Below are 19,102 nucleotides of genomic sequence, written 5' to 3'. Positions count from 1 at the left end.
GTGCGCAGCGTATTGTAACCGGCTTCAGCGTTTTTGTGCTGGCTCTGAAGCGTTTTCTTCGCGTGCTGCAGGCGCCGGTTGCGATGGTGCGGACTGCGCTGGTGCCGCAGCCGACGCGGCGGCAGGAGCAGGCTGCGACGGCGCGGTCGGCACGGCACCGGCAGCCGGCGCCTTGGGCAGCTCGCCGGCCGCAGCCGGCGCCGGGGTGGCGGACTGCGACATCACACCCAGGTTCTGATCGGTCGGACGCGCGCCGTGGGTGGCGTACCACGCCATGAACAGACTGATGCTGAAAAACACCACCGCCAGCCACTTTGTCGACTTGGACAGGAAGTTAGACGCACCCTGCGAACCGAACACGGTGCCAGAGGCGCCGGCACCGAAGCCGGAACCGGCCGCCGCACCTGCGCCACGCTGCATCAGTATCAGCGCAATCATCGCCAGCGCGACCAGCACGTAGACCACATTGAGGATCAACATCAGCATTTCGAAATCCGTCCCCGGACAAAACTTAATGGGTTAACAAGCGGCCGCCGCACGCGCAATGGCCAGGAAATCTTCGGCCACCAAGGAGGCGCCTCCGACAAGCCCGCCATCGACATCGGGCTGTGCGAACAGCTCGCTGGCGTTGTCGGGCTTGACACTGCCCCCGTACAGGATGGGCAGAGAGTCGGCGATTCTAGCATCCGCTTTCGCGACTTCGCCACGCAGGAAGGCGTGTACGGCCTGGGCCTGCTCCGGGGTGGCGGTACGGCCGGTGCCAATGGCCCAGATCGGTTCGTAGGCCAGCACCGCGCCCGCGAAACCGGCACTGCCGACCAGCGCCAGGACCGGTTCGAGCTGGGCACGCAGGATTGCCTCAGTCTGACTGGCTTCACGCTGCTCCAGCGATTCACCCACGCATAGCACCGGAATCAGCCCGGCATGGATGGCGGCGGCGAACTTGCGCGCCACCAGCTCGCTGCTTTCCTGATGGTATTGGCGGCGCTCGGAGTGACCCACCAGCCCGTAGCCGGCACCGACATCGACCAGCATCGAAGCCGACACCTCACCGGTATAGGCGCCCTGCTCATTGCTGCTGACGTCCTGGGCTCCGAACGCCAGGTGATGCGCCTCGAAATCCTCGATCAGGTCGCCGAGGTAAGGCAGTGGCGGCAGGATGACGACGTCGACACCCTCCAGGGGCATGTGCGCGGCGAGCTTGGCCACCAGTTCTGTGGCGAAGGCGCGGCTGCCATGCAGCTTCCAATTTCCGGCAACGATTTTACGACGCATCAGGCGCAGGTCCCTGAGTTGAAGACAGGCGACAGAATAGCTCAAGGTCTGCCAGCAATCGGCACACTTCTGTCCGCCGCATGTCCCATCCCTCTCCTTCCAGGAACCTGCCATGTCCGATTCGCCTGTCTTTGCGTTGATCACCGGCGCTTCCAGCGGCATCGGCCGCGAAATTGCGCGCGCGTACGCCAGGCGCGGCGTGCCTTTGATCCTGACTGCGCGCCGGGTGGACCGGCTGCAGGCATTGGCCGACGAATTGCGCAGCACTGTCCGGGTGGAAGTGCTGCCAGCCGATCTGGCCGACCCTGCGGCGGCCGAGGCGTTGGCGAGGCAGATTCAACACAATGGCTGGACCGTGGGAACGCTGGTCAACAATGCCGGTTACGGTGTGCCGGGCCGGTATTTGCACAACGACTGGGCCACGCATGCGCGCTTTCTGCAGGTGATGGTCAGCGCGGTGTGCGAGCTGACCTGGCGACTGTTGCCGATGATCCGCGCCAGCGGCCAGGGCCGCATTCTCAACGTGGCCTCGTTCGCGGCGCTGACGCCAAGCGCTGACGGGCAGACCCTGTATGCGGCCAGCAAAAGCTTCATGCTGCGCTTCAGCGAATCGCTGGCGCTGGAAAACGCCGATTGCGCGGTGAAGGTGTGCGCGCTGTGTCCAGGCTTTGCGTGGTCTGAATTCCACGATGTCACCGGCACCCGCAACGCGATGTCCACCCTGCCCGCCTGGGCCTGGCTACAGGCCGACGCGGTGGCGGAGTACGGAATCGCCGCGCTGGAACGCGGCCAGGTGCTGGCAGTGCCCGGCTGGCGCTATCGGCTGGTCAATGCCGCACTACGGCTGCTGCCGCATGCGGTCGCCTTACGCCTGATGGCGCGCGGCTCACATCGGGTGCGGCCGCTGGATTGAGCGGCCGCGGACTGGCTGAGTGAGAGATTCCGCATCTGCTCAGCGGCGCTTCGTGGCTGTACGCAGGCTGGTCGTTCGGAGGACGTGCGACGACCACGCAAGCGCATGCATCGCTCGTCCAGAGGTTCGAAAGCGCGCCTGCCCACTGCATGGCAGCATCGGCTCGCGCGCCTGACCGCCAGCGCTAGAACCAATCACCGCCCTCAGTGATTGACGATCTCGCCATGCATGGCTGCCAGACGTGCGAGCAGGCGATTTTGCGTGCGGCGCGGAATCTTGCGCTGATCCATCGCCCAGTTCAGATCTTCGACCAAGGCGTTGAAGTCGCCTTCGCGGATGGCCAGGTGCGCGTGCGCCTGCTGCATCGACTTGGCAGTGTCGGGACATGGGCCGTCGGCGACATGACAGAACTTCTGCACCAGGCGCTCGTTGAGCATGGCGATATTGACGCGTGCAAACTTATCGACGATGCGTTGGTCGTCGGCGATGCGCGAGAGCATGGTTTCCACCAGCGCTTCGATGCCGGCTTGCCCGCCAAGCTCGTCGTACAGCGTCTGTCGCGGTTGCGTGCTGGCGCAGGCGCTTGTCAGGCCCAGCATGCACAGCAAGGGCCAGCGCAACCATCGATTCATCAGAACGCCACCTGCAAAGAGAGATAAGGACCGCGCTGATCGGCAAGCGTGGCGATGTCGCCAAGATCGGCCCACGCCGCGCTCAACGAGACATGCTTGCTGGGAAACCAGGCGACGAATGCATCTGCCCACGCTTGCTCGCGCGCGAAGCCGAGGTTATTGGGTTTGTCGCGATATTCCACACCCACCGCCCAGGACGGCGACAGCACCACAGCGGCAGCGACTTCGGGCATCAGACGATAGCTGTTGCGACGATCGCCGCCGAAGCCGAGCAAGCCGGTCTGGTTGGCGCGCGTGGCGCGTAAGGTCCCGTTGAGCAGCAACTGATACCCGCCGGCGCCCTGCAGCAACAAGCGGCTTGCGCTGACGTAGACGTCGGTGCCGTGGTCGTCGCGCGCACCGATCGCCAGCGGCAAGGTGCCGTTGCGCACGCGCTTGTACTGCACGCCCAGGCTGACTTGCGGCGCATTGCCGTAGACGAGATCGCCGGCCAGGCGCAGCTTGGCGCCAAACACGTCCTGGCCAAGCGCATTCCATGGCAAGCCAAGCCGGTCCTGCAAGGCGCCCAGGTCCAGACGCTGGCGGGCAAGCGACAACTCCAGACGATTGCCGACCGTGAGCGCAGCGCCCTGCACGTCGAGGCGGTAATCGCCGCTGTCCACATGCGTGGCAAACACAATCGTGCCGAGTTCGTCGCGCGTCCCGTAACCGGATAACGTGGCCCACGGCACGATGCCGCCGCCGCTACTGCCTTCGATCGTCGACACGCCGCCAGTGGCGAGCAGGCGCCCGTCGCCGGCCAGTGCAGGCAGTGGCGCGAACACGCCAACCATTGCCGACGCGATCAGTGCGACGCGCAGACACGCGCTCATCGCTGCACGCCTGCGTGCGTCGCCGAGGTCATGCCGAGTTGGCGCATGCACCAGGCCACCAGCGGCGCCTCTTCAAGAGGCGGTGAATACAGATAGCCCTGCACCATGTCGCAGCCATAACCACGCAACAACGCCAGCGCGGTGGTGTTTTCGACGCCTTCGGCGATGACGCTCAGGCCAAGGTTATGGCCCAGATCGATCGTGCTGCGGACGATGAAGGCATCGTCGGTCCCTTCGGCCAACTGCATGACGAAACTCTTGTCGATCTTCAATTCGTTCACCGGCATGCGCTTGAGTTGGGCCAAGGAGGAATAGCCGGTACCGAAGTCGTCGATGGACAGGCGCACGCCCACACTGCGTAGCTGATGCAGCATGTGCAGCGCGAATTCGACATCGCGCATCAAGGCGCTTTCGGTCAATTCCAGCGTGACCGAATGCGCCGGTACGGCGTGATGCTCCAGACGGCCGCGTACGAAGTCGGGCAAGCCAGGGTCGGACAGATCGAGCGCGGACAGGTTGATCGCCATGCCCAGCACCAGCCCTTGCGCGCGCCATTGCGCCTGGCAGCGCAGCGCTTCGTCCAGCACGTAGCGGGTGAGCGGATGGATCACGCCGGAGTGCTCTGCGAGCGGGATGAATTCGTCCGGGCCGATCGGGCCAAGCACCGGATGATGCCAGCGCACCAGCACTTCGACCTGCTCGACCTGATCGCTGCGCAGACAGATCTTGGGCTGGAAGCGCAAGGTGAGCTCGTTGGCGCCGATGGCCTGACGCAGATCGCCAGTGAGGCGCAAACGCCGCAGATGCTGTTCGTCCTGACCCAGGCGATAGACGCTGGCGCCAATGGCGCTTGTGGTGCCAACTTGCCGCCGCGCGATATCGGCGCGGCGCAACAAGGTATCCGGGTCGGCGCCATGGTCTGGAATCAAGGCGATACCGATGCTGGCTTCCAGCTGGATGCGCGCCTGCGGCAGCACCAGCGGACGACGCAGCTGCAGCAGCAGGCGCTGCGCATCCTGCTGCACGCTGGCCGCGTCGGCGTGCGCCACCACCACCATGAATTCATCGCTGCCCAGCCGGCCCACCAGATTGGGCTCCTGCACGACCTCCACCAGCCGGCGCCCGGCCTCCACCAACACCTGGTCGGCGAAGTCGTGGCCCAGGCTGTCGTTGAGTTCCTTGAAGCGCTCCAGATCCAGGATCAGCACCGCGGCGGTACCCCCGGATGCCACGGTCTGCTCCACCACCTCCTTCAACCGCTCCAGCAACCAGATCCGGTTGGGCAGCCCGGTCAAGGCGTCGTGCCGGGCTTGATGCAGGATGTGCTGCTCGCGGCTGGCGATCTGGTGCTGCATGCGCCCGAAACTGTCGGCCAGTTCGGCGAGCTCGCGACCGGGCGGCACCTGCAAGGCGGTGTGGTAATCGCCGCGCTGGATGCGCCGCGCGGCCTGTACCAGTTGCGCAACCGGCTTGCTCACGCTGCGCGCAAGAAAAATCGCCACACCCAGTGCAGCAACGGTCGCCAATCCGGCCAGCAGCAGGATGCGCAGCTTGAGGATGCGGTATGGCGCCACGGCGCGGTCCAACGATGCCTGCAATGCCACCCGCACATGGCTGTCGCCCTGGATCGTTTGCAGCCTGACCAGATAGCGCGACTCACCCAGCGTCAACGGGATCGATGCACTCTGCACCTTCTCAGCCGCGGGCAGTTGTTGCGCAAATTCGGCACGCGCCGATGGCTCCATCGTGGAGGCAAGCACGCGCACCGGAGGGCCATCGGTAAAGAAGGTGGCATCCAGCCCGGTGGTGCTGCGGAAATCCTGTGCCAGGCCATCGCCGGATTCGTTGCCGATCGCGATCCAGCCGACCCGGTTCGGCGCCAGCACCTGCACCACCGCCAGCCGCACGATGTGCTGATCCAGCGCCACCACGCCTACCGCGCGTCCATCGCGCTGGGCCTGTTGCAGCAATGCCTGCACCGCACGCAGTTGTTCGGCCTGCGGCACATCGGCCAGGCCGGTCAGGAATTCGCCATCCGGCGACAGCAACAACGCGGTTTGCGCCGACATGCGCGCGGCGTGGTTGCGCAAGGCCGATTGCATGGTCGGTATATCGCCGCTGGCGACGGCCGCCCGGAACCCGAAATCGTCGGCCAGCACCGACGCCGACTGCACCAACTGCTCGTCGCGGCGCACGTTGATGCGTTGCCAGACCCGCTGCCCGATTTCCAGCTCTTCGCCAAGCTGCGCCTTGACGCTGCGCTCGGTCGCCACCTGCACGGCAACAAATGTCAGCGCCTGCGTGCCAAGCACGACCAGCACCAACAAGGCCGCGATGCGGGTATGCAGGCGCATCGACCTCATGGACGCGGCTTCTTCGGGTCGGCGTTACGGAACTTGTCTTGCAGCGCGCGCACGCGCGCATCCGCTGGCGCCACGACCGGAGCGGTGCCGGTGGTCTGCAGGGTAACGCGGCGCTGCACCGCATCGCGTGCGATCACCAGCGGCTGGCTGCTGGCAGCGCCCTTGATGCGCGGATGCCAGACACGCAGCGTGTAATTGCCCGCAGGCGCGTCAAGCTGGACGCGGCCATCGCTGCCGCTCTTGCCGAAGTACGGTGTCTCCAGCACCACGATGTACCCCAGCATCCAATCGTGGATATTGCAGCCGATGATGACCAGGCCAGCCTGATCGAAACGCACCGGTGTAGCCGTGGTGCCCTGGAACAGGGGCAGTTCGAAGCGCTTGGCCGGCGAGAACGAATAGACCTGATGGCGAATCTGGTCGTTGTTCGGAAAGCGCACCAGGGTGCCGGTGCGCACTGCCAGCACGGCAGGCACAAATTGCGAGTTGATCTGGTCCATTTCCACGGTCTTGACCGCGCCAGGCGCCACCGGCCGCGCAGGCTCCAGACTCACGACCGCATCGACCAACACGCCATTGGCGTCGGCCACGGTCACGCCAACAGACGTGGCCGCTACCGCCCCTGAGACGGCATACGCGGCCAGCACACACACCACACCCACCCGTTTGAACCATCGCATGCGCAAGCGTCCCCAACCTTATGCAATCGGTAGCGGGCGCCAGGCGAGTCCGACGTCGCGCTAGCGATCAGACTGGGTTATCGGCGGGAGTGAACGCAAGCTTTAACCGGACGCGAGCGGAACTTCGTGAATGAATATGTGGCAATCGTCACCAACCCTATTGCGAGCACAGCTATTGGCTGCGCGCAACGCACTCCGACGCGCGCTGGATTACTTCAGCTTGATCTCGCGCAGGCGCTCTTCCAGGAAGCCATGCGCAGTGATCGGCTCGGGGTAACGGCTGGGGTTATCGGCGCTGATGCACGAGGGCAGCACGTCAATGAGCAAATCCGGATTGGGGTGCAGGAAGAACGGCACCGAATAGCGCGGCTGGCGCGCCTGCTCTCCCGGCGGATTGACCACCCGGTGGATGGTGGACGGATACACATGATTGGTCAGGCGCTGCAGCATGTCGCCGATGTTGACCACGATGGTGTCGGCGTCGGCAGTGAACGGCACCCACTCGCCATCGTTGGAGCGCACTTCCAGGCCGGCGGCGCTGGCTCCGACCAGCAAGGTGATGAAGTTGATGTCGCCATGCGCACCGGCACGCACATTCGGAATGTCGTCGCTGGTGATCGGCGGGTAATGGATCGGCCGCAGGATCGAGTTGCCGTTGTTGGTCTTGTCGACGAAGTAGTCCTGCGGCAGGCCGATATGCAGGACCAGCGCCGAGAGCACGCGTGAGCCGAGCTGATCCAGCTGCTGGTACAGCTGGTAGCCGCGCTCGCGGAAGCCCGGTACTTCGCTGGGCCACAGGTTCGGCGGCATCACCGCGCGATAGGGCGAATCGTCCGGAATCTCGCGGCCGATGTGCCAGAATTCCTTCAGGTCGAAGTGCTTGGAATCCTTGGCGGTTTCCACGCCGAACGCGGTATAGCCGCGCGCGCCGCCGCTGCCTTCCACGTGATAGCGGCGCTTGGTCGCTTCCGGCAACGCAAAGAATGCCTTGAACACCTCATAGGCGGCATCGATGTCGACCTGGGCGATGCCGTGATTGCGAATGCCGGCAAAGCCCCACTGCCGATAGGCCGCGCCGAGCTCGGCGACGAAGGCGTCGCGGTCGGTGTCGAAACGGGTGATGTCCAGCGTGGGAATGCGCGCGCTCATACGGATGTCTGCAGTCAAGGTCGAAAGGGTCGAGTGACGCCTGCTGGTCAGATGAGCAGGCGATACAACAGGTAAAACGTCGCGGCCTTGGCGATGACCACGCACACGCCAATCACGATTGACTCACGCCGCGTCACGCACTGCCCCTGAGAGTCGGTCCAGCGTGTCCTGCATCAGGCCGGCGTCGTCGGCTTCCACGGTCACCCGCACCACCGGCTCGGTGCCGGACGGGCGCAGGAACGCGCGGCCGCGGCCTTGAACGGCGGCCTGCGCCTGCTGCAATGCCTGTTGCACGTTGGCCGCTTCCACAATGGCTTTGGCCGCACCGCCATCCAGGCGCACGTTGACGGTCTTCTGCGGCACCTTGTTCAGGCTGCCGAGCGCTTCGCGCAGGCTCTGCCCATCGCGGCTCAGCGCTTCGAGCACCTGCAGCGCGCTGACGATGCCATCACCGGTGGTGGCGCGATCCAGACACAGCAGATGGCCGGACGTTTCGCCGCCCAACGTGCCGCCGCCTTCGACCAGCGCCTGATGCACGTAACGGTCGCCGACCTTGGCGCGCTGGAACGGGATGTTCAGTGCAGCCAATGCCTGTTCCAGGCCGTAATTGGTCATCAAGGTGCCGACCACGGTGCCGGTCAACCGGCCACTGGCCTGCCACGAGCGCGCAAGGACGTACAGCAGATCGTCGCCATCGACCGGGTTGCCCCGGTCGTCGGCCATCAGCACGCGGTCGCCGTCGCCGTCGAAGGCGATGCCCAGATGCGCGCCGCACTCGCGCACCTTGGCGGCGAGATTGTCGATATGCGTGGAGCCGACGCCGTCGTTGATATTGAGCCCGTCCGGCGCAGCGCCGATGACCACCACCTCGGCGCCCAGCTCACGGAACAGCATCGGTGCGATGTGATAGGTGGCGCCATGCGCGCAATCCAGCACCATCTTCAGCCCGTGCAGGGTGAAGCCGCGCGCCACGCTGGCCTTGCAGAATTCGATGTAGCGACCGATCGCGTCACGCGTGCGGATGGCCTTGCCCAGGCGCTCGGATTCCACTGTGTGGAACGGCTCTTCCAACGCCGCTTCGATCGCCGCTTCGGTGGCGTCGTCGAGCTTCTCGCCTTCGGCGGAGAAGAACTTGATGCCGTTATCGTAGTGCGGATTATGCGAGGCGCTGATCACCACGCCCGCATCGGCGCGCAGCGTGCTGGTCAGGAAGGCGATGGCCGGGGTCGGCATCGGGCCGATCAGCTGCACGTCGGCGCCTGCGGCAACCAGACCGGCTTCCAGCGCCGCTTCGAACATGTAGCCGGAAATGCGGGTGTCTTTACCGATCAGCACCAACGGCCGCTTGCTGCGGCCCTGGGTGAGCACACGCCCGAGCGCATTGCCCAGGCGCAGCACGAAATCGGCAGAAATGACGCCCTGCCCGACCCGACCGCGGATGCCGTCGGTGCCGAAATACTTGCGTGCGCTCATGCGGCGTCGGCGTCCTGCGGATGCGGCTGGCGCATCATCATCGCGGTGAGGTCGGCGATGCGGTCGCGCATCTCGCGGCGGTCGCAGATCTGGTCGATGGCGCCGTGATCGAGCAGGAATTCCGAACGCTGGAAGCCCTCCGGCAGCGTTTCGCGCACGGTCTGCTCGATCACGCGCGGACCGGCGAAGCCGATCAGCGCATGCGGCTCGGCGATGTTGATGTCGCCCAGCATGGCGAACGAGGCCGACACGCCACCGGTGGTGGGATGGGTCAACACCGAGATGTACGGCAGGCCGGCTTCGCGCAGGCGGCCGAGCGCTGCCGAGGTCTTGGCCATCTGCATCAGCGAGAACAGGCCTTCCTGCATCCGTGCGCCGCCGCTGGCGGAAAAGCACACGAACGGGCAGCCGACTTCCAGCGCCACTTCGGCCGCACGCGCAAAGCGCTCGCCGACCACCGAGCCCATCGAGCCACCCATGAACGCGAAGTCGAAGGCGGCGGCCACCAGCGGATTTCCCTTGAGCGTGCCGCGCATGGCGATCAGCGCGTCGTATTCGCCGCTGGCCTTCTGGCTGGCCTTGATGCGCTCGCCATAGCGCTTCTGGTCCTTGAACTTGAGCACGTCGACCGGACCCAGCTGGGCGGCGATTTCGGTGGTCGTGGTTTCCGGGTCGAACAGCGAGTTCAGGCGGGCACGGGCGCGGATCGCCATATGGTGGTCGCACTTCGGGCACACCTCGAGGTTTTCTTCGAGTTCCGGGCCGTACAGCGCGCTGCCGCAATTACTGCACTTTTCCCATAGACCCTCGGGAACGCTGCGCTTCTTGGCCGGGGTGTTCTCGGTGCGGATGCCGGAGGGCATCAATTTGCTGAGCCAACTCATGCGTGTATGACAATCCATGCAGGGCGGCCTGGCGGGCCGCAGAGGGGCGACAGTCTAACGCGCGGCGGGAATGCCAAGGTAGCCGGTGTCATGAATGCTGGATCTGGTGCGGATACGGCCGGGCCTGGGCGGCTGGAGGTCTTTGCGAAAAGCGGGCTACGGGCGGATCGCGGCCTGCTCCTGCGTTGTTTTGTCGATGCAACGCAGTGGCTTGGGTGCCCATGGCTGCGCCCGCATCCCTCCCCCCTTGAGGTGGGAGATCGGCTTGGAGCGGCTAAAAGCGTGGCGGGCAGGTGAGCGGCGCGCAGGAACTGCAGTGCAGGCAGGCGTGCTCCATGCCGTCTCCGAGCACCGGCCGCGCCCGCATTGGCGGCGGCATCGTCGGTTTAGTAGCTGGCCCTAGAGTTCTTATGCTGGTCGAGGGCTTGGCGCAACGGGGCCAGGAACGCCTCGGCGCGTTCGCGGGCGCTGCGGACGTCATCGGCTTCGGCCAGGGCGGCGACCAGGGCACTGCCCACCACGACGCCGTCGGCATCCACGGCCATGGCAGCGGCGCTAGCGGCGTCCTTGATGCCGAAGCCCGCCACCACCGGTGCGCCGGCGCGCTGGCGTAGCTGGCGCAGACGGTCGCTGGCGGCATGGGTATCGAGCAGATTCGACGCGCCAGTCACGCCGGCAAAGCTGACGTAGTACAGATAGCCCTGCGCGGTGCTGCACAGCATGTCCAGGCGCTGCTCGCTGGTGGTGGGCGATGCCAGTGCAATCAGCGCCAGCCCGACCTCGGTGAAGATTTCACGGGTTTCGTCGGCTTCTTCCGGCGGCAGATCGACCAGCAGCAGGCCGTCCACGCCGGCGGCGACGGCAGCGTCGGCAAAGCGGCGCGTGCCGTGGATCTCGATCGGGTTGAGGTAACCCATCAGCACCACCGGGGTGGTGGCGTCTTCGCGGCGGAACTCGTGCACCGCTTCCAGCACATAGGCCAGCCCGGCGCCCCGTCCCAGCGCGCGCTCGGAGCTGCGCTGGATGGTGGGACCGTCGGCCATCGGGTCGGAGAACGGCACACCGAGCTCGATGACATCGGCACCGGCGCGCACCAGCGCGTGCATCACCGGCACGGTGGCTTCCAGCGATGGGTCGCCGGCAGTGATGAAGGGAATCAGTGCCTTGCGGCCGGAGTGGCGCAGCGCGTCAAAGCGCGCACCGATGCGGTCGGGCGGACGACTCATGCGCATGCCTCCACCAATTGCACGGCGTCCCAGGTTCCCGCATACATCGATCTCACGCTGCCTTCTCCGGTTTCATAGCGAACCGCGAACCCGCTCTGCGGGTCGCGACAAGTCAAATAACGATCGTTGCCGTCGCCGGCGCCGTCATGATGCAGTTCGGCACGATAGCCTGCCGCCAGACGCGCACGCGCCGTGGCTTCGTTATCGCCGCTGGCGATGCCGAATGGTCCAACCGTCGTGGCGTCGCAGACGTCCAAGCGTGCGACACGCCCGTCCTGCAGCATCATCGGTACGCCAGCGCGCAGCAGCCCCGCCTCGACGTCATCGCCGCTCTCGATCGGGCTGGCATCGACGCGCTGCCCGTCCGCTTGCGGCGCAAGTCTGACAAAGCGTTGGCCGACACGCACCGCGCCGGCACTGCGCCCCAGCACGGGCGCTGCTGAGCCGACTGCAATCGCAGAGGAAGACAGCAGCGCCATCGCGCTGGCACGGCTGTACACGTGTTGTTGGTTCACAGTTTGTTGGTTCACAGTGCCAGGCCTTCTCGCGCCGCAATCGTATGCACGTCCTTGTCGCCACGCCCGGACAGATTGCACAACACCAACGCGTCCTTGGGCAGCTCGCGTGCGAGCTTGATCGACTGTGCCACCGCATGGCTGGACTCCAGCGCAGCCAGGATGCCCTCGGTATGTGCCAGCAGATGGAACGCGGCCATCGCTTCGTCGTCGGTAATACCCTGATAGACCGCGCGACCGCTGTCGGACAGGAACGAATGCTCCGGGCCGACGCCGGGGTAATCCAGGCCGGCTGAGATCGAATGCGTCTCGGTGATCTGGCCGTCGTCGTCGCAGATCACGTAAGTGCGGTTGCCGTGCAGCACGCCGGGGCGTCCAGCGCCAATCGACGCCGCATGGCGGCCGGTGGCGATACCGTCGCCGGCCGCTTCGGCGCCATAGATCTTGACGCCCGGGTCGTTGAGGAAGGCGTGGAACAGGCCAATCGCATTGCTGCCGCCGCCGATGCAAGCGCTGATCGCATCCGGCAGCCGGCCGTAATCCTGCAGCATCTGCTCGCGCGCCTCACGGCCGACAATCGCGTTGAAGTCGCGCACCATGCGCGGATACGGGTCGGGGCCAGCCACGGTACCGATGATGTAGAAGGTGTCGCGCACGTTGGTCACCCAGTCGCGCATGGCTTCGTTGAGCGCGTCCTTGAGCGTGGCCGAGCCAGAGGTCACCGGGATCACCGTCGCGCCCAGCAGCTTCATGCGGTAGACGTTGATCTTCTGCCGCTCGATATCGGTGGCGCCCATGTAGACCACGCACTCCAGGCCCAGACGTGCCGCGACGGTGGCGCTGGCCACGCCGTGCTGGCCGGCGCCGGTCTCGGCGATGATGCGGGTCTTGCCCATGCGGCTGGCCAGCAGCGCCTGGCCGATGGTGTTGTTGATCTTGTGCGCGCCGGTGTGGTTCAGGTCCTCGCGCTTGAGCAGGATCTGCGCCCCGCCCACTTCGCGGCTGAGCCGTTCGGCGTGATAGATCGGGCTGGGCCGGCCGACGTAATGCTTGAGGTCCTTGTCGTATTCGGCAATGAAGCTCGGATCCTGACGCGCCTGATCGTAGGCGGCAGCCAGCTGCTGCAGCGGGCCGATCAAGGTTTCGGCGACGAAGCGGCCGCCAAACTTGCCGAAGTGGCCGGCAGCATCCGGATAGGCGTGAAAGTCACTGATGGGCTGGGCCGACATGGGAATCCTCTGCAGCGATGCGTCATACGAGAAGCGCTACTTTAGCGCAGCCGCGACGGGCGATAAATCGATAAGATTGCTGCAACCTGTGACCTGGAATCACATATGACTGGTACACTTCCTCCGCTGGCGGCGCTGCGTGCGTTCGAATCTGCCGCGCGCCTGCAAAGCTTCAGCCGCGCTGCCCAGGAATTGCACGTGACCCATGGCGCCATCAGCCGGCATGTACGTGCGTTGGAACACGCATTGGGCACTGCGCTGTTTGCACGCCAGGGCCGCGGTTTGGTGCTGACCGCGGCGGGCGTCCGGCTGCGCGATGCCACCAGCGAAGGCTTTGGCGTGATCGGCCAGACCTGGGCAGCGTTGCAGCGCCCAGACGTCGAGGCGCCGCTGGTGCTGGGGTGTTCCGGCAGCCTGCTGGCACGCTGGGTGATTCCACGCCTGGGCCTGCTGCAGCACGACCTGCCTGACGTGCGTTTGCACTTGTCGGCCAGCGAACAGCCGCCCGGCCCGGCCCTGGACGGCCTGGATGCCGCCCTGCTGCTGGACACTCCGCCCTGGCCCAGCGAGTGGCAGGTGCACGCGCTGGGCGTGGAATGGATCGGCCCGGTGCTGAGCCCCCAGCTCGCGTCAACAGTGCAGATCGACGGGACCGACCCGGCCACACTGGGCGACCACGCCCTGCTGCAAACCCGCTCGCGGCCGCAGGCCTGGCCGGAATGGGCGCAGGCGCATGGCCTGGCACCTGAGACCCTGCGCTATGGCACCGAATTCGAACACCTGGTGTATCTGCTGGAAGCCGCTGCCGCCGGTCTGGGGATCGCCATCGCGCCGCAGCCCTTGGTAGCGGCGGATCTGGCCGCCGGGCGCCTGCTGGCGCCGTGGGGATTTACCGCCACCCACGGCCGCTGGGTGCTGTGCGCCGCAAAGCGCAACCCGGACCCACGCATCGCACGGCTGGCAGGCTGGCTCGGAGCAGCGTTGGAGAAAGACCAGCAACGGTTTCCGGCCAGGGAGGCTGCGAAAACCTGAGCGGCCATGGCTGGCAGTCGCTGCACAACTGCAGCGACTGCCAGTGGCCATAACGCATGCGTGCACCGCTAGGAACCAGGCAATACCGGACGGACACGCCACGCATCGGCACGGCTGGCAAGAAGGAGCGCAAAGCCAGTCACTGGATGGCTGCGAGGTGCGTGCCAGCGCACGATCACCCGCTAGATCACTTCAAGGGGAGACAGCGCCTCGGCACAACCTGAACAAACAACGCACGAACGTGCGGCGACTCCCTACATCGGCTACCGGAACTCAGGCGGAGACTTGCAAGCACGCGCCCAACCAGGCCAACACCCATCACATCGGTTGCATCAAGCCAGCGCTGTCACGAATCCCGCCTCTCCCTTCCACCCTCACGACATCTCGTGACAATCCGCCCTTCGCACTTCTTCAACGAACCTGCGCATCTTGTGGCCGTCCTTGATGCCGGGCGCCAGTTCCACGCCGCTGGAGACATCCACGCCCCAGGGCAGCGTGGCCACGATGGCATCGAACACGTTGTCGGCGTTGATGCCACCTGCAAGCAAAAACGGACGATGCAGCCCGGTGGGCAAGCGTGACCAATCGAAGGTCTTGCCGGTGCCGCCACCCGCGCCGGGTGCGTGGCTGTCGAACAGGAAGCCAGCGGTATTGGGATACGACAACTGCAGCGTGCGCGCGTTGGCGTCTTCGCCATTCACGCCGGTGCTGCCCATCGGCACCGCCTTGAGATACGGCAGGTTGAAGCTGCGGCAGAACGCGTCGTCTTCCTCGCCGTGGAATTGCAGCAAGGTCGGGCGCACGGTACGCACCACTTCGCGCACTTCTTCCTTGGAGTTGTTGCGAAACAGCGCCACCACATCGACCATCGGCGCGGTGGCCTGGCGCATCGCGCGCGCCTCGGCCGGTGCCACGCGCCGCGGGCTGCCGTGCGCAAAAATGAAACCTACCGCGTCCACACCCAGCTCGCCGGCCAGCCGGATATCGCCGGCGCGGGTCATGCCACAGAACTTGATACGGGTGCGGTACAGCGATCGATTCATTGGGTTACCTCAGCAGGCAGATGCCACTCTGCAGGATACAGAGGTCCGATAAATACCAGACCCTGTGGCGGCGCTGTCGGGCCGGCCACAATGCGGTCGCGGCCGGCGAGCAACGTCGCGATCCAGTCGGCCGGCTGCTCGCCGGCACCGACCAAAATCAGCGAGCCCACAATATTCCGCACCATGTGATGAAGGAATGCATTGGCCTGGACCTGCATCTCCACCACCTCGCCAATGCGCTGCACGTGGATGGCCTGCAAGTTGCGGCGCGCGTGCAACGCCTGGCACTGCACGCTACGGAACGCGCTGAAATCGTTCTCGCCCAGCAAGGCCTGCGCTGCCGCATGCATGGCATCGGCATCGAGCGGACGCCGCTCCCAACTCAAGGTCTGGCGATACAGCGCCGGGCGAATCTGCCGGTTCAGCAGGCGATAGCGATACCGACGCGCGCGCGCGGAAAAACGCGCATGGAAGTCATCGGCTGCCGGCACGCACCAGCGCACCGCGATCGACGGCGGCAGACGTGCGGTGGTGCCCAGCATCCAGCCCCGTGGCTCGCGGCGTGCATCGCTGTCGAAATGCACGACCTGGCATTCGCCATGCACGCCCGCGTCGGTGCGCCCGGCGCAGATCACCTGCACGGGCGCATCGGCGACCGACGACAAGGCCGCCTGCAGGCTGGCCTGCACGCTCGGCCCGCCATGCTCGCCCAACTGCTGCCAGCCCTGGAACTCGCTGCCGTCGTACTCCACGCCCAGCGCGTAACGCATTGCTACCTGCCTGTAGTGAATCGATGAAATCCGCGCGCTGGTCATGCCGATCACGCCATCGCAGGCGATTGTCGGCACGGCCCCGCTGCTGCGGAGGACGTGCAGTGTACGAGCAGCATCGCTCGATGCCGAGCAGCGACAACGCGCGCGTTGTCAGTCGCTGGAGGCGACGCTGCGCTCGGACCACACGGCCAACGTGGTCCCGCCGGGCTCGCGGAAGTGAAACCGGCTCCCACCCGGGAAACCGAACACCGGTTTGACGATCTCCCCGCCCGCAGCACGCACGCGGTCGAGCACTGGCGCCAGATCATCGGCATACAGCACCACCAACGGACCACCTTCGGCCGGCGCCGCTGCGCGGTAGAAGCCACCGTCCAGGCGGCCATCGTTGAAGACAAGGTAATCCGGCCCATACGCCTGAAATTGCCAGCCAAACACCGCTTCGAAAAACGCGCGGCTGGCGTCCGGGTCGACCGAGGCGAATTCCACGTAGTCGATGCGGCGCTCGCGTATGGCGCTTTGCTGCGGGGCGAGATGGTCGATCGCCGGGCTCATGTCAGGCGGCCCAGCAACTCGGTGGCCTCGGCGCGGGTGGCGTCATCGCCAGTGGCGGCCACTTCCAACAACAGGCCGCGCGCGGTGTCCTTGTCGCCCAGGTCCATGTAGGCCACCGCCAGTTCCAGGCGATCACGCCCGGCCGAAGCGAAGTCCCTGCTGCTCGTCGTACTGGGCGCCGCAATCGGTGCCGCAGGCGGAGGGTCGAAATCCAGGCTGTCCTGGGTGGCCACCGATGCAGGGGAAGCAGGGGAAGCAATCGATGGGACAGCGCTGATCGTGGGCGCGACTTCTGCGCGGCTCGTCTCCCCAGATGCGCGTTCCAACTGGTGCGGCGCCTCGTCGACGGGCGCGGTGTGCTGCGGCTCGGTTACCGCCACGGGAGGCGTGGCACGCAGCGAGCGCCAATCGTCGCTATTGACCGCCATGGGTGCAGCAACCGGCTCGGACAGCAGCGGCTCGCGACGCAATACGTCCGATAACGGTTGATGCACGTCATGGGCGCGCTCGTCTTCGCGCAGATTGGCGTCCTCGAATTCGGTCTCGTGCACCACATCGCGTTCGCTGGGCTCGGTGGTTTGCGCGTCGTCCTGCGGTTCGGTGGCCTGCCCGGGCGCGCCAGGCAGGACGAAGTCGTACTGCCGGCGTGGCAACGGCGGCAGCGGCGAGGGCTTGCGACGACGTGCGGCCAGCCACGCCACCACGGCAGCGACGATCAATACCAGTCCGCCGATCGACCACAACGGAAAACCATTGCCCTGTTGCGCGGCCGCCGGGGCTTCCGACAGGCGCTTCTGTGCGGCCGCCAGATCGGTGTCCTTCATTGCGATCAGCGTTTGCTGTTGCTGTTTGAGCTTTTCCAGATCGGCCACGCGCGTGCGCAGATCCTGTAATTCCGCATCGCGGGTGGCGATGTCTTCCTTGGCCTGTTGCAACTGTTGATTGGCCGCCATCTCGCCCTCGCCTTCGGCACTGGTGCCGGACGTCGCGCCGGCGGTGTTGGTCTGACTCGCCACTGCAGGGGCGATTTCGAGCCGCGCACCGGCACCGGCCGATGCGGCAGGCGTAGCGGGCGCTGGCGTTGCGGAGGAAGTGGACCCGGCGTCGGCCGGTTGCGGCACTGCCGAGCGCGCTTGCCGCCACTGGGCGGCCTGCTCGCGCACCATCACCGCCGCTTCGGCTGCGCCGACCTGCGCCAGCGCATCTTCCTGCGGCGTGCGCAGCACCGCGCCCTGCTTCAAACGGTTGATGTTGCCGTTGATGAAGGCATCCGGATTGGTGCGCAGCAGCGCCAGCATGGTCTGGTCCAGCGAATGCCCGCTGGAACGCGCCACCACTGCGGCAATCTCCGACAAGGTCTGGCCCGAGCGCACTGCCGGCAAGACATCGCCGGCTTGCGTGGCGGCCGCAGCAGACGCACTGGCGGTTGCACGTGCGGTGGGTTCGGCCCTGGCGCTGTCCTGTGCACTGCGGTTGGCAAGCGGCGCAGCCGCCGGCTCGCGCGCAATGAGGTTGCGGTAACCGGCGCGCGGCGCGTTGATGGCCGGTTCGGCGATCGCGGCCGCGGTGTTGGGCGCGTCGACCAAGGCGGAATATTCGCGCACCAGTCGGCCCTGGCCCCATTCGACTTCGATCAGGAAGTTGATCGCCGGCTGGTCCACCACCTGGCTGCTGGTCACGCGGATCACCGCACGCCCGCGCGCGTCCTGCGCGAACTGGAATTGCAGATTGCTGACCAGCCCTTGCGGACGTTCCAGACCGACCCGCGCAAACGTGGTGGCCGATGCCAGCGCCACACGCGCGCTGTCGAGTTCGCCCGGCTCGTTGGAGATGACCGGAATCTCGGCCACCAGCGGTTGCCCGGGCTTGGACAGCACCCGGATATCGCCCAACCCCAACGCCATGGCAGCGCCGCTGCAGGCCATCAGCAGCAACGCACCTATCGCTTGCATCGGACGCATCGCGCTCCCGCCCCTATGTTTCATGGGCATCAATATAGCCGCTGGATGAGCGAAAAAGTCGGCGCCGTGATGCAGAGCGGTGCGACAGCCGCACTACCGCAGTGCGATATGCATGCGCAGCCAATGCAGACCAGCGCGCATAGACGGGCGACAACGCTGCGCTGCGTATCAAGCGCGCAGCGGCTTATCAGCAGTTCGCACGGTCCGAAGAACTACGTGCGTGACGCATCGCAGGGCGCCGATGTCGGCGTCATGGATTGCCGCGGGAGCCAGCAACAGGGTCTGCAAGATGCCGCAGTATGACTGCGGCAGCGCAACCTGACTGCTCTGTCCACGCTCGGGTTCGCCATGAGGCGACGCGCGCAGATGGCGCAGGCAGGCACGCCTTGGGTAGCGGTCGCGCAGATTCAAGCTTTCGTTGAAGGTAGGTACTCGCTTCACCGTGCTGGCCTGCACGCTGCGGGAGCGCTTGCGCGCGAGGAGCCTCCCGGTGAGGCGTTCTCACGCGCTGGCACGCCCAAGCAAGTGCA

19 protein-coding genes are annotated in these 19,102 nt (G+C 65.9%); 3 read left to right on the top strand and 16 right to left on the bottom strand.

Translation table 11 applies throughout. The annotated features are described in order from the left end of the window. Positions 1-24: 24 nt before the first annotated feature. Both secG and tpiA read right to left on the bottom strand, forming a co-directional pair. Entirely contained in the window at positions 25-486 is a 462-nt protein-coding gene (gene secG / locus XBLMG947_RS15310) for a preprotein translocase subunit SecG (protein ID WP_065469502.1), read from the bottom strand. Positions 487-519: 33 nt separating this feature from the next. After that, positions 520-1,275 carry a triose-phosphate isomerase gene (tpiA, locus tag XBLMG947_RS15305; RefSeq protein ID WP_065469501.1) on the bottom strand — a complete coding sequence of 252 codons (756 nt, stop codon included), beginning with the start codon at positions 1,273-1,275 and terminating at the stop codon, positions 520-522. Positions 1,276-1,387: 112 nt separating this feature from the next. Here tpiA and XBLMG947_RS15300 point away from each other — a divergent pair, with 112 nt between their 5' ends. Beyond that, positions 1,388-2,188 (top strand): SDR family NAD(P)-dependent oxidoreductase, encoded by an 801-nt coding sequence (locus XBLMG947_RS15300; protein ID WP_065469500.1) that lies wholly within the window; start codon positions 1,388-1,390, stop codon positions 2,186-2,188. Positions 2,189-2,391: 203 nt separating this feature from the next. Here XBLMG947_RS15300 and XBLMG947_RS15295 read toward each other — a convergent pair whose 3' ends face one another. From XBLMG947_RS15295 to trpB, 10 genes are all read right to left on the bottom strand, one after another. After that, positions 2,392-2,820, bottom strand: a complete 429-nt coding sequence (locus XBLMG947_RS15295; protein ID WP_065469499.1) for a group I truncated hemoglobin — start codon at positions 2,818-2,820, stop codon at positions 2,392-2,394. Continuing rightward, positions 2,820-3,692: a DUF3034 family protein gene (locus tag XBLMG947_RS15290; protein WP_065469498.1), complete on the bottom strand. Its 873-nt coding sequence runs from the start codon at positions 3,690-3,692 to the stop codon at positions 2,820-2,822. The genes XBLMG947_RS15295 and XBLMG947_RS15290 overlap by 1 nt, the downstream gene beginning before the upstream one ends. Next, entirely contained in the window at positions 3,689-6,055 is a 2,367-nt protein-coding gene (locus XBLMG947_RS15285) for a putative bifunctional diguanylate cyclase/phosphodiesterase (RefSeq protein WP_065469497.1), read from the bottom strand. The genes XBLMG947_RS15290 and XBLMG947_RS15285 overlap by 4 nt, the downstream gene beginning before the upstream one ends. Further along, positions 6,052-6,735, bottom strand: a complete 684-nt coding sequence (locus tag XBLMG947_RS15280) for a methylamine utilization protein (RefSeq protein WP_065469496.1) — start codon at positions 6,733-6,735, stop codon at positions 6,052-6,054. Before XBLMG947_RS15280 ends, XBLMG947_RS15285 begins: the two co-directional genes overlap by 4 nt. A gap of 210 nt (positions 6,736-6,945) precedes the next feature. Continuing rightward, positions 6,946-7,884 carry an isopenicillin N synthase family dioxygenase gene (locus XBLMG947_RS15275; RefSeq protein ID WP_065469495.1) on the bottom strand — a complete coding sequence of 313 codons (939 nt, stop codon included), beginning with the start codon at positions 7,882-7,884 and terminating at the stop codon, positions 6,946-6,948. Positions 7,885-8,007: 123 nt separating this feature from the next. Further along, positions 8,008-9,357, bottom strand: coding sequence for a phosphoglucosamine mutase (gene glmM / locus XBLMG947_RS15265; RefSeq protein WP_065469494.1), 1,350 nt, complete (start codon positions 9,355-9,357; stop codon positions 8,008-8,010). Continuing rightward, complete coding sequence (gene accD / locus XBLMG947_RS15260; protein ID WP_065469493.1) at positions 9,354-10,241, bottom strand: acetyl-CoA carboxylase, carboxyltransferase subunit beta; 888 nt, start codon at positions 10,239-10,241, stop codon at positions 9,354-9,356. Before accD ends, glmM begins: the two co-directional genes overlap by 4 nt. A 386-nt stretch (positions 10,242-10,627) precedes the next feature. Then, positions 10,628-11,467: a tryptophan synthase subunit alpha gene (gene trpA, locus XBLMG947_RS15255; RefSeq protein ID WP_065469492.1), complete on the bottom strand. Its 840-nt coding sequence runs from the start codon at positions 11,465-11,467 to the stop codon at positions 10,628-10,630. Then, positions 11,464-11,982, bottom strand: a complete 519-nt coding sequence (locus XBLMG947_RS15250) for a hypothetical protein (RefSeq protein ID WP_065469527.1) — start codon at positions 11,980-11,982, stop codon at positions 11,464-11,466. The genes trpA and XBLMG947_RS15250 overlap by 4 nt, the downstream gene beginning before the upstream one ends. 11 nt (positions 11,983-11,993) lie before the next feature. Next, positions 11,994-13,211, bottom strand: coding sequence for a tryptophan synthase subunit beta (trpB, locus tag XBLMG947_RS15245; RefSeq protein ID WP_065469491.1), 1,218 nt, complete (start codon positions 13,209-13,211; stop codon positions 11,994-11,996). A 105-nt stretch (positions 13,212-13,316) separates the two neighbouring features. Between trpB and XBLMG947_RS15240 the strand changes: the two genes are divergently transcribed. Further along, positions 13,317-14,243, top strand: coding sequence for a LysR family transcriptional regulator (locus tag XBLMG947_RS15240; RefSeq protein ID WP_065469490.1), 927 nt, complete (start codon positions 13,317-13,319; stop codon positions 14,241-14,243). Between the two features lie 374 nt (positions 14,244-14,617). Here XBLMG947_RS15240 and XBLMG947_RS15235 read toward each other — a convergent pair whose 3' ends face one another. The 4 genes from XBLMG947_RS15235 to XBLMG947_RS15220 form a co-directional block, all read right to left on the bottom strand. Further along, positions 14,618-15,286, bottom strand: a complete 669-nt coding sequence (locus XBLMG947_RS15235) for a phosphoribosylanthranilate isomerase (protein WP_065469489.1) — start codon at positions 15,284-15,286, stop codon at positions 14,618-14,620. Next, on the bottom strand, positions 15,283-16,056 hold the full coding sequence (gene truA, locus XBLMG947_RS15230) for a tRNA pseudouridine(38-40) synthase TruA (RefSeq protein ID WP_065469488.1): 774 nt from the start codon (positions 16,054-16,056) through the stop codon (positions 15,283-15,285). The genes XBLMG947_RS15235 and truA overlap by 4 nt, the downstream gene beginning before the upstream one ends. Positions 16,057-16,209: 153 nt before the next feature. Continuing rightward, positions 16,210-16,611 carry a VOC family protein gene (locus XBLMG947_RS15225; RefSeq protein ID WP_065469487.1) on the bottom strand — a complete coding sequence of 134 codons (402 nt, stop codon included), beginning with the start codon at positions 16,609-16,611 and terminating at the stop codon, positions 16,210-16,212. Beyond that, positions 16,608-18,572 (bottom strand): motility hub landmark protein FimV, encoded by a 1,965-nt coding sequence (locus XBLMG947_RS15220; RefSeq protein WP_484606923.1) that lies wholly within the window; start codon positions 18,570-18,572, stop codon positions 16,608-16,610. The genes XBLMG947_RS15225 and XBLMG947_RS15220 overlap by 4 nt, the downstream gene beginning before the upstream one ends. Positions 18,573-18,617: 45 nt before the next feature. On the opposite strand from XBLMG947_RS15220, the gene XBLMG947_RS24140 reads away from it, so the two are divergent. Next, positions 18,618-18,875 (top strand): hypothetical protein, encoded by a 258-nt coding sequence (locus XBLMG947_RS24140; RefSeq protein ID WP_425479291.1) that lies wholly within the window; start codon positions 18,618-18,620, stop codon positions 18,873-18,875. Positions 18,876-19,102: the final 227 nt, after the last annotated feature.

Source organism: Xanthomonas bromi, assembly GCF_900092025.1.
GTDB classification, from domain to species: Bacteria; Pseudomonadota; Gammaproteobacteria; order Xanthomonadales; family Xanthomonadaceae; genus Xanthomonas; species Xanthomonas bromi.
Note: the sequence above shows the minus strand (reverse complement) of the source record. Positions and strands in the feature narration are given on the sequence as shown.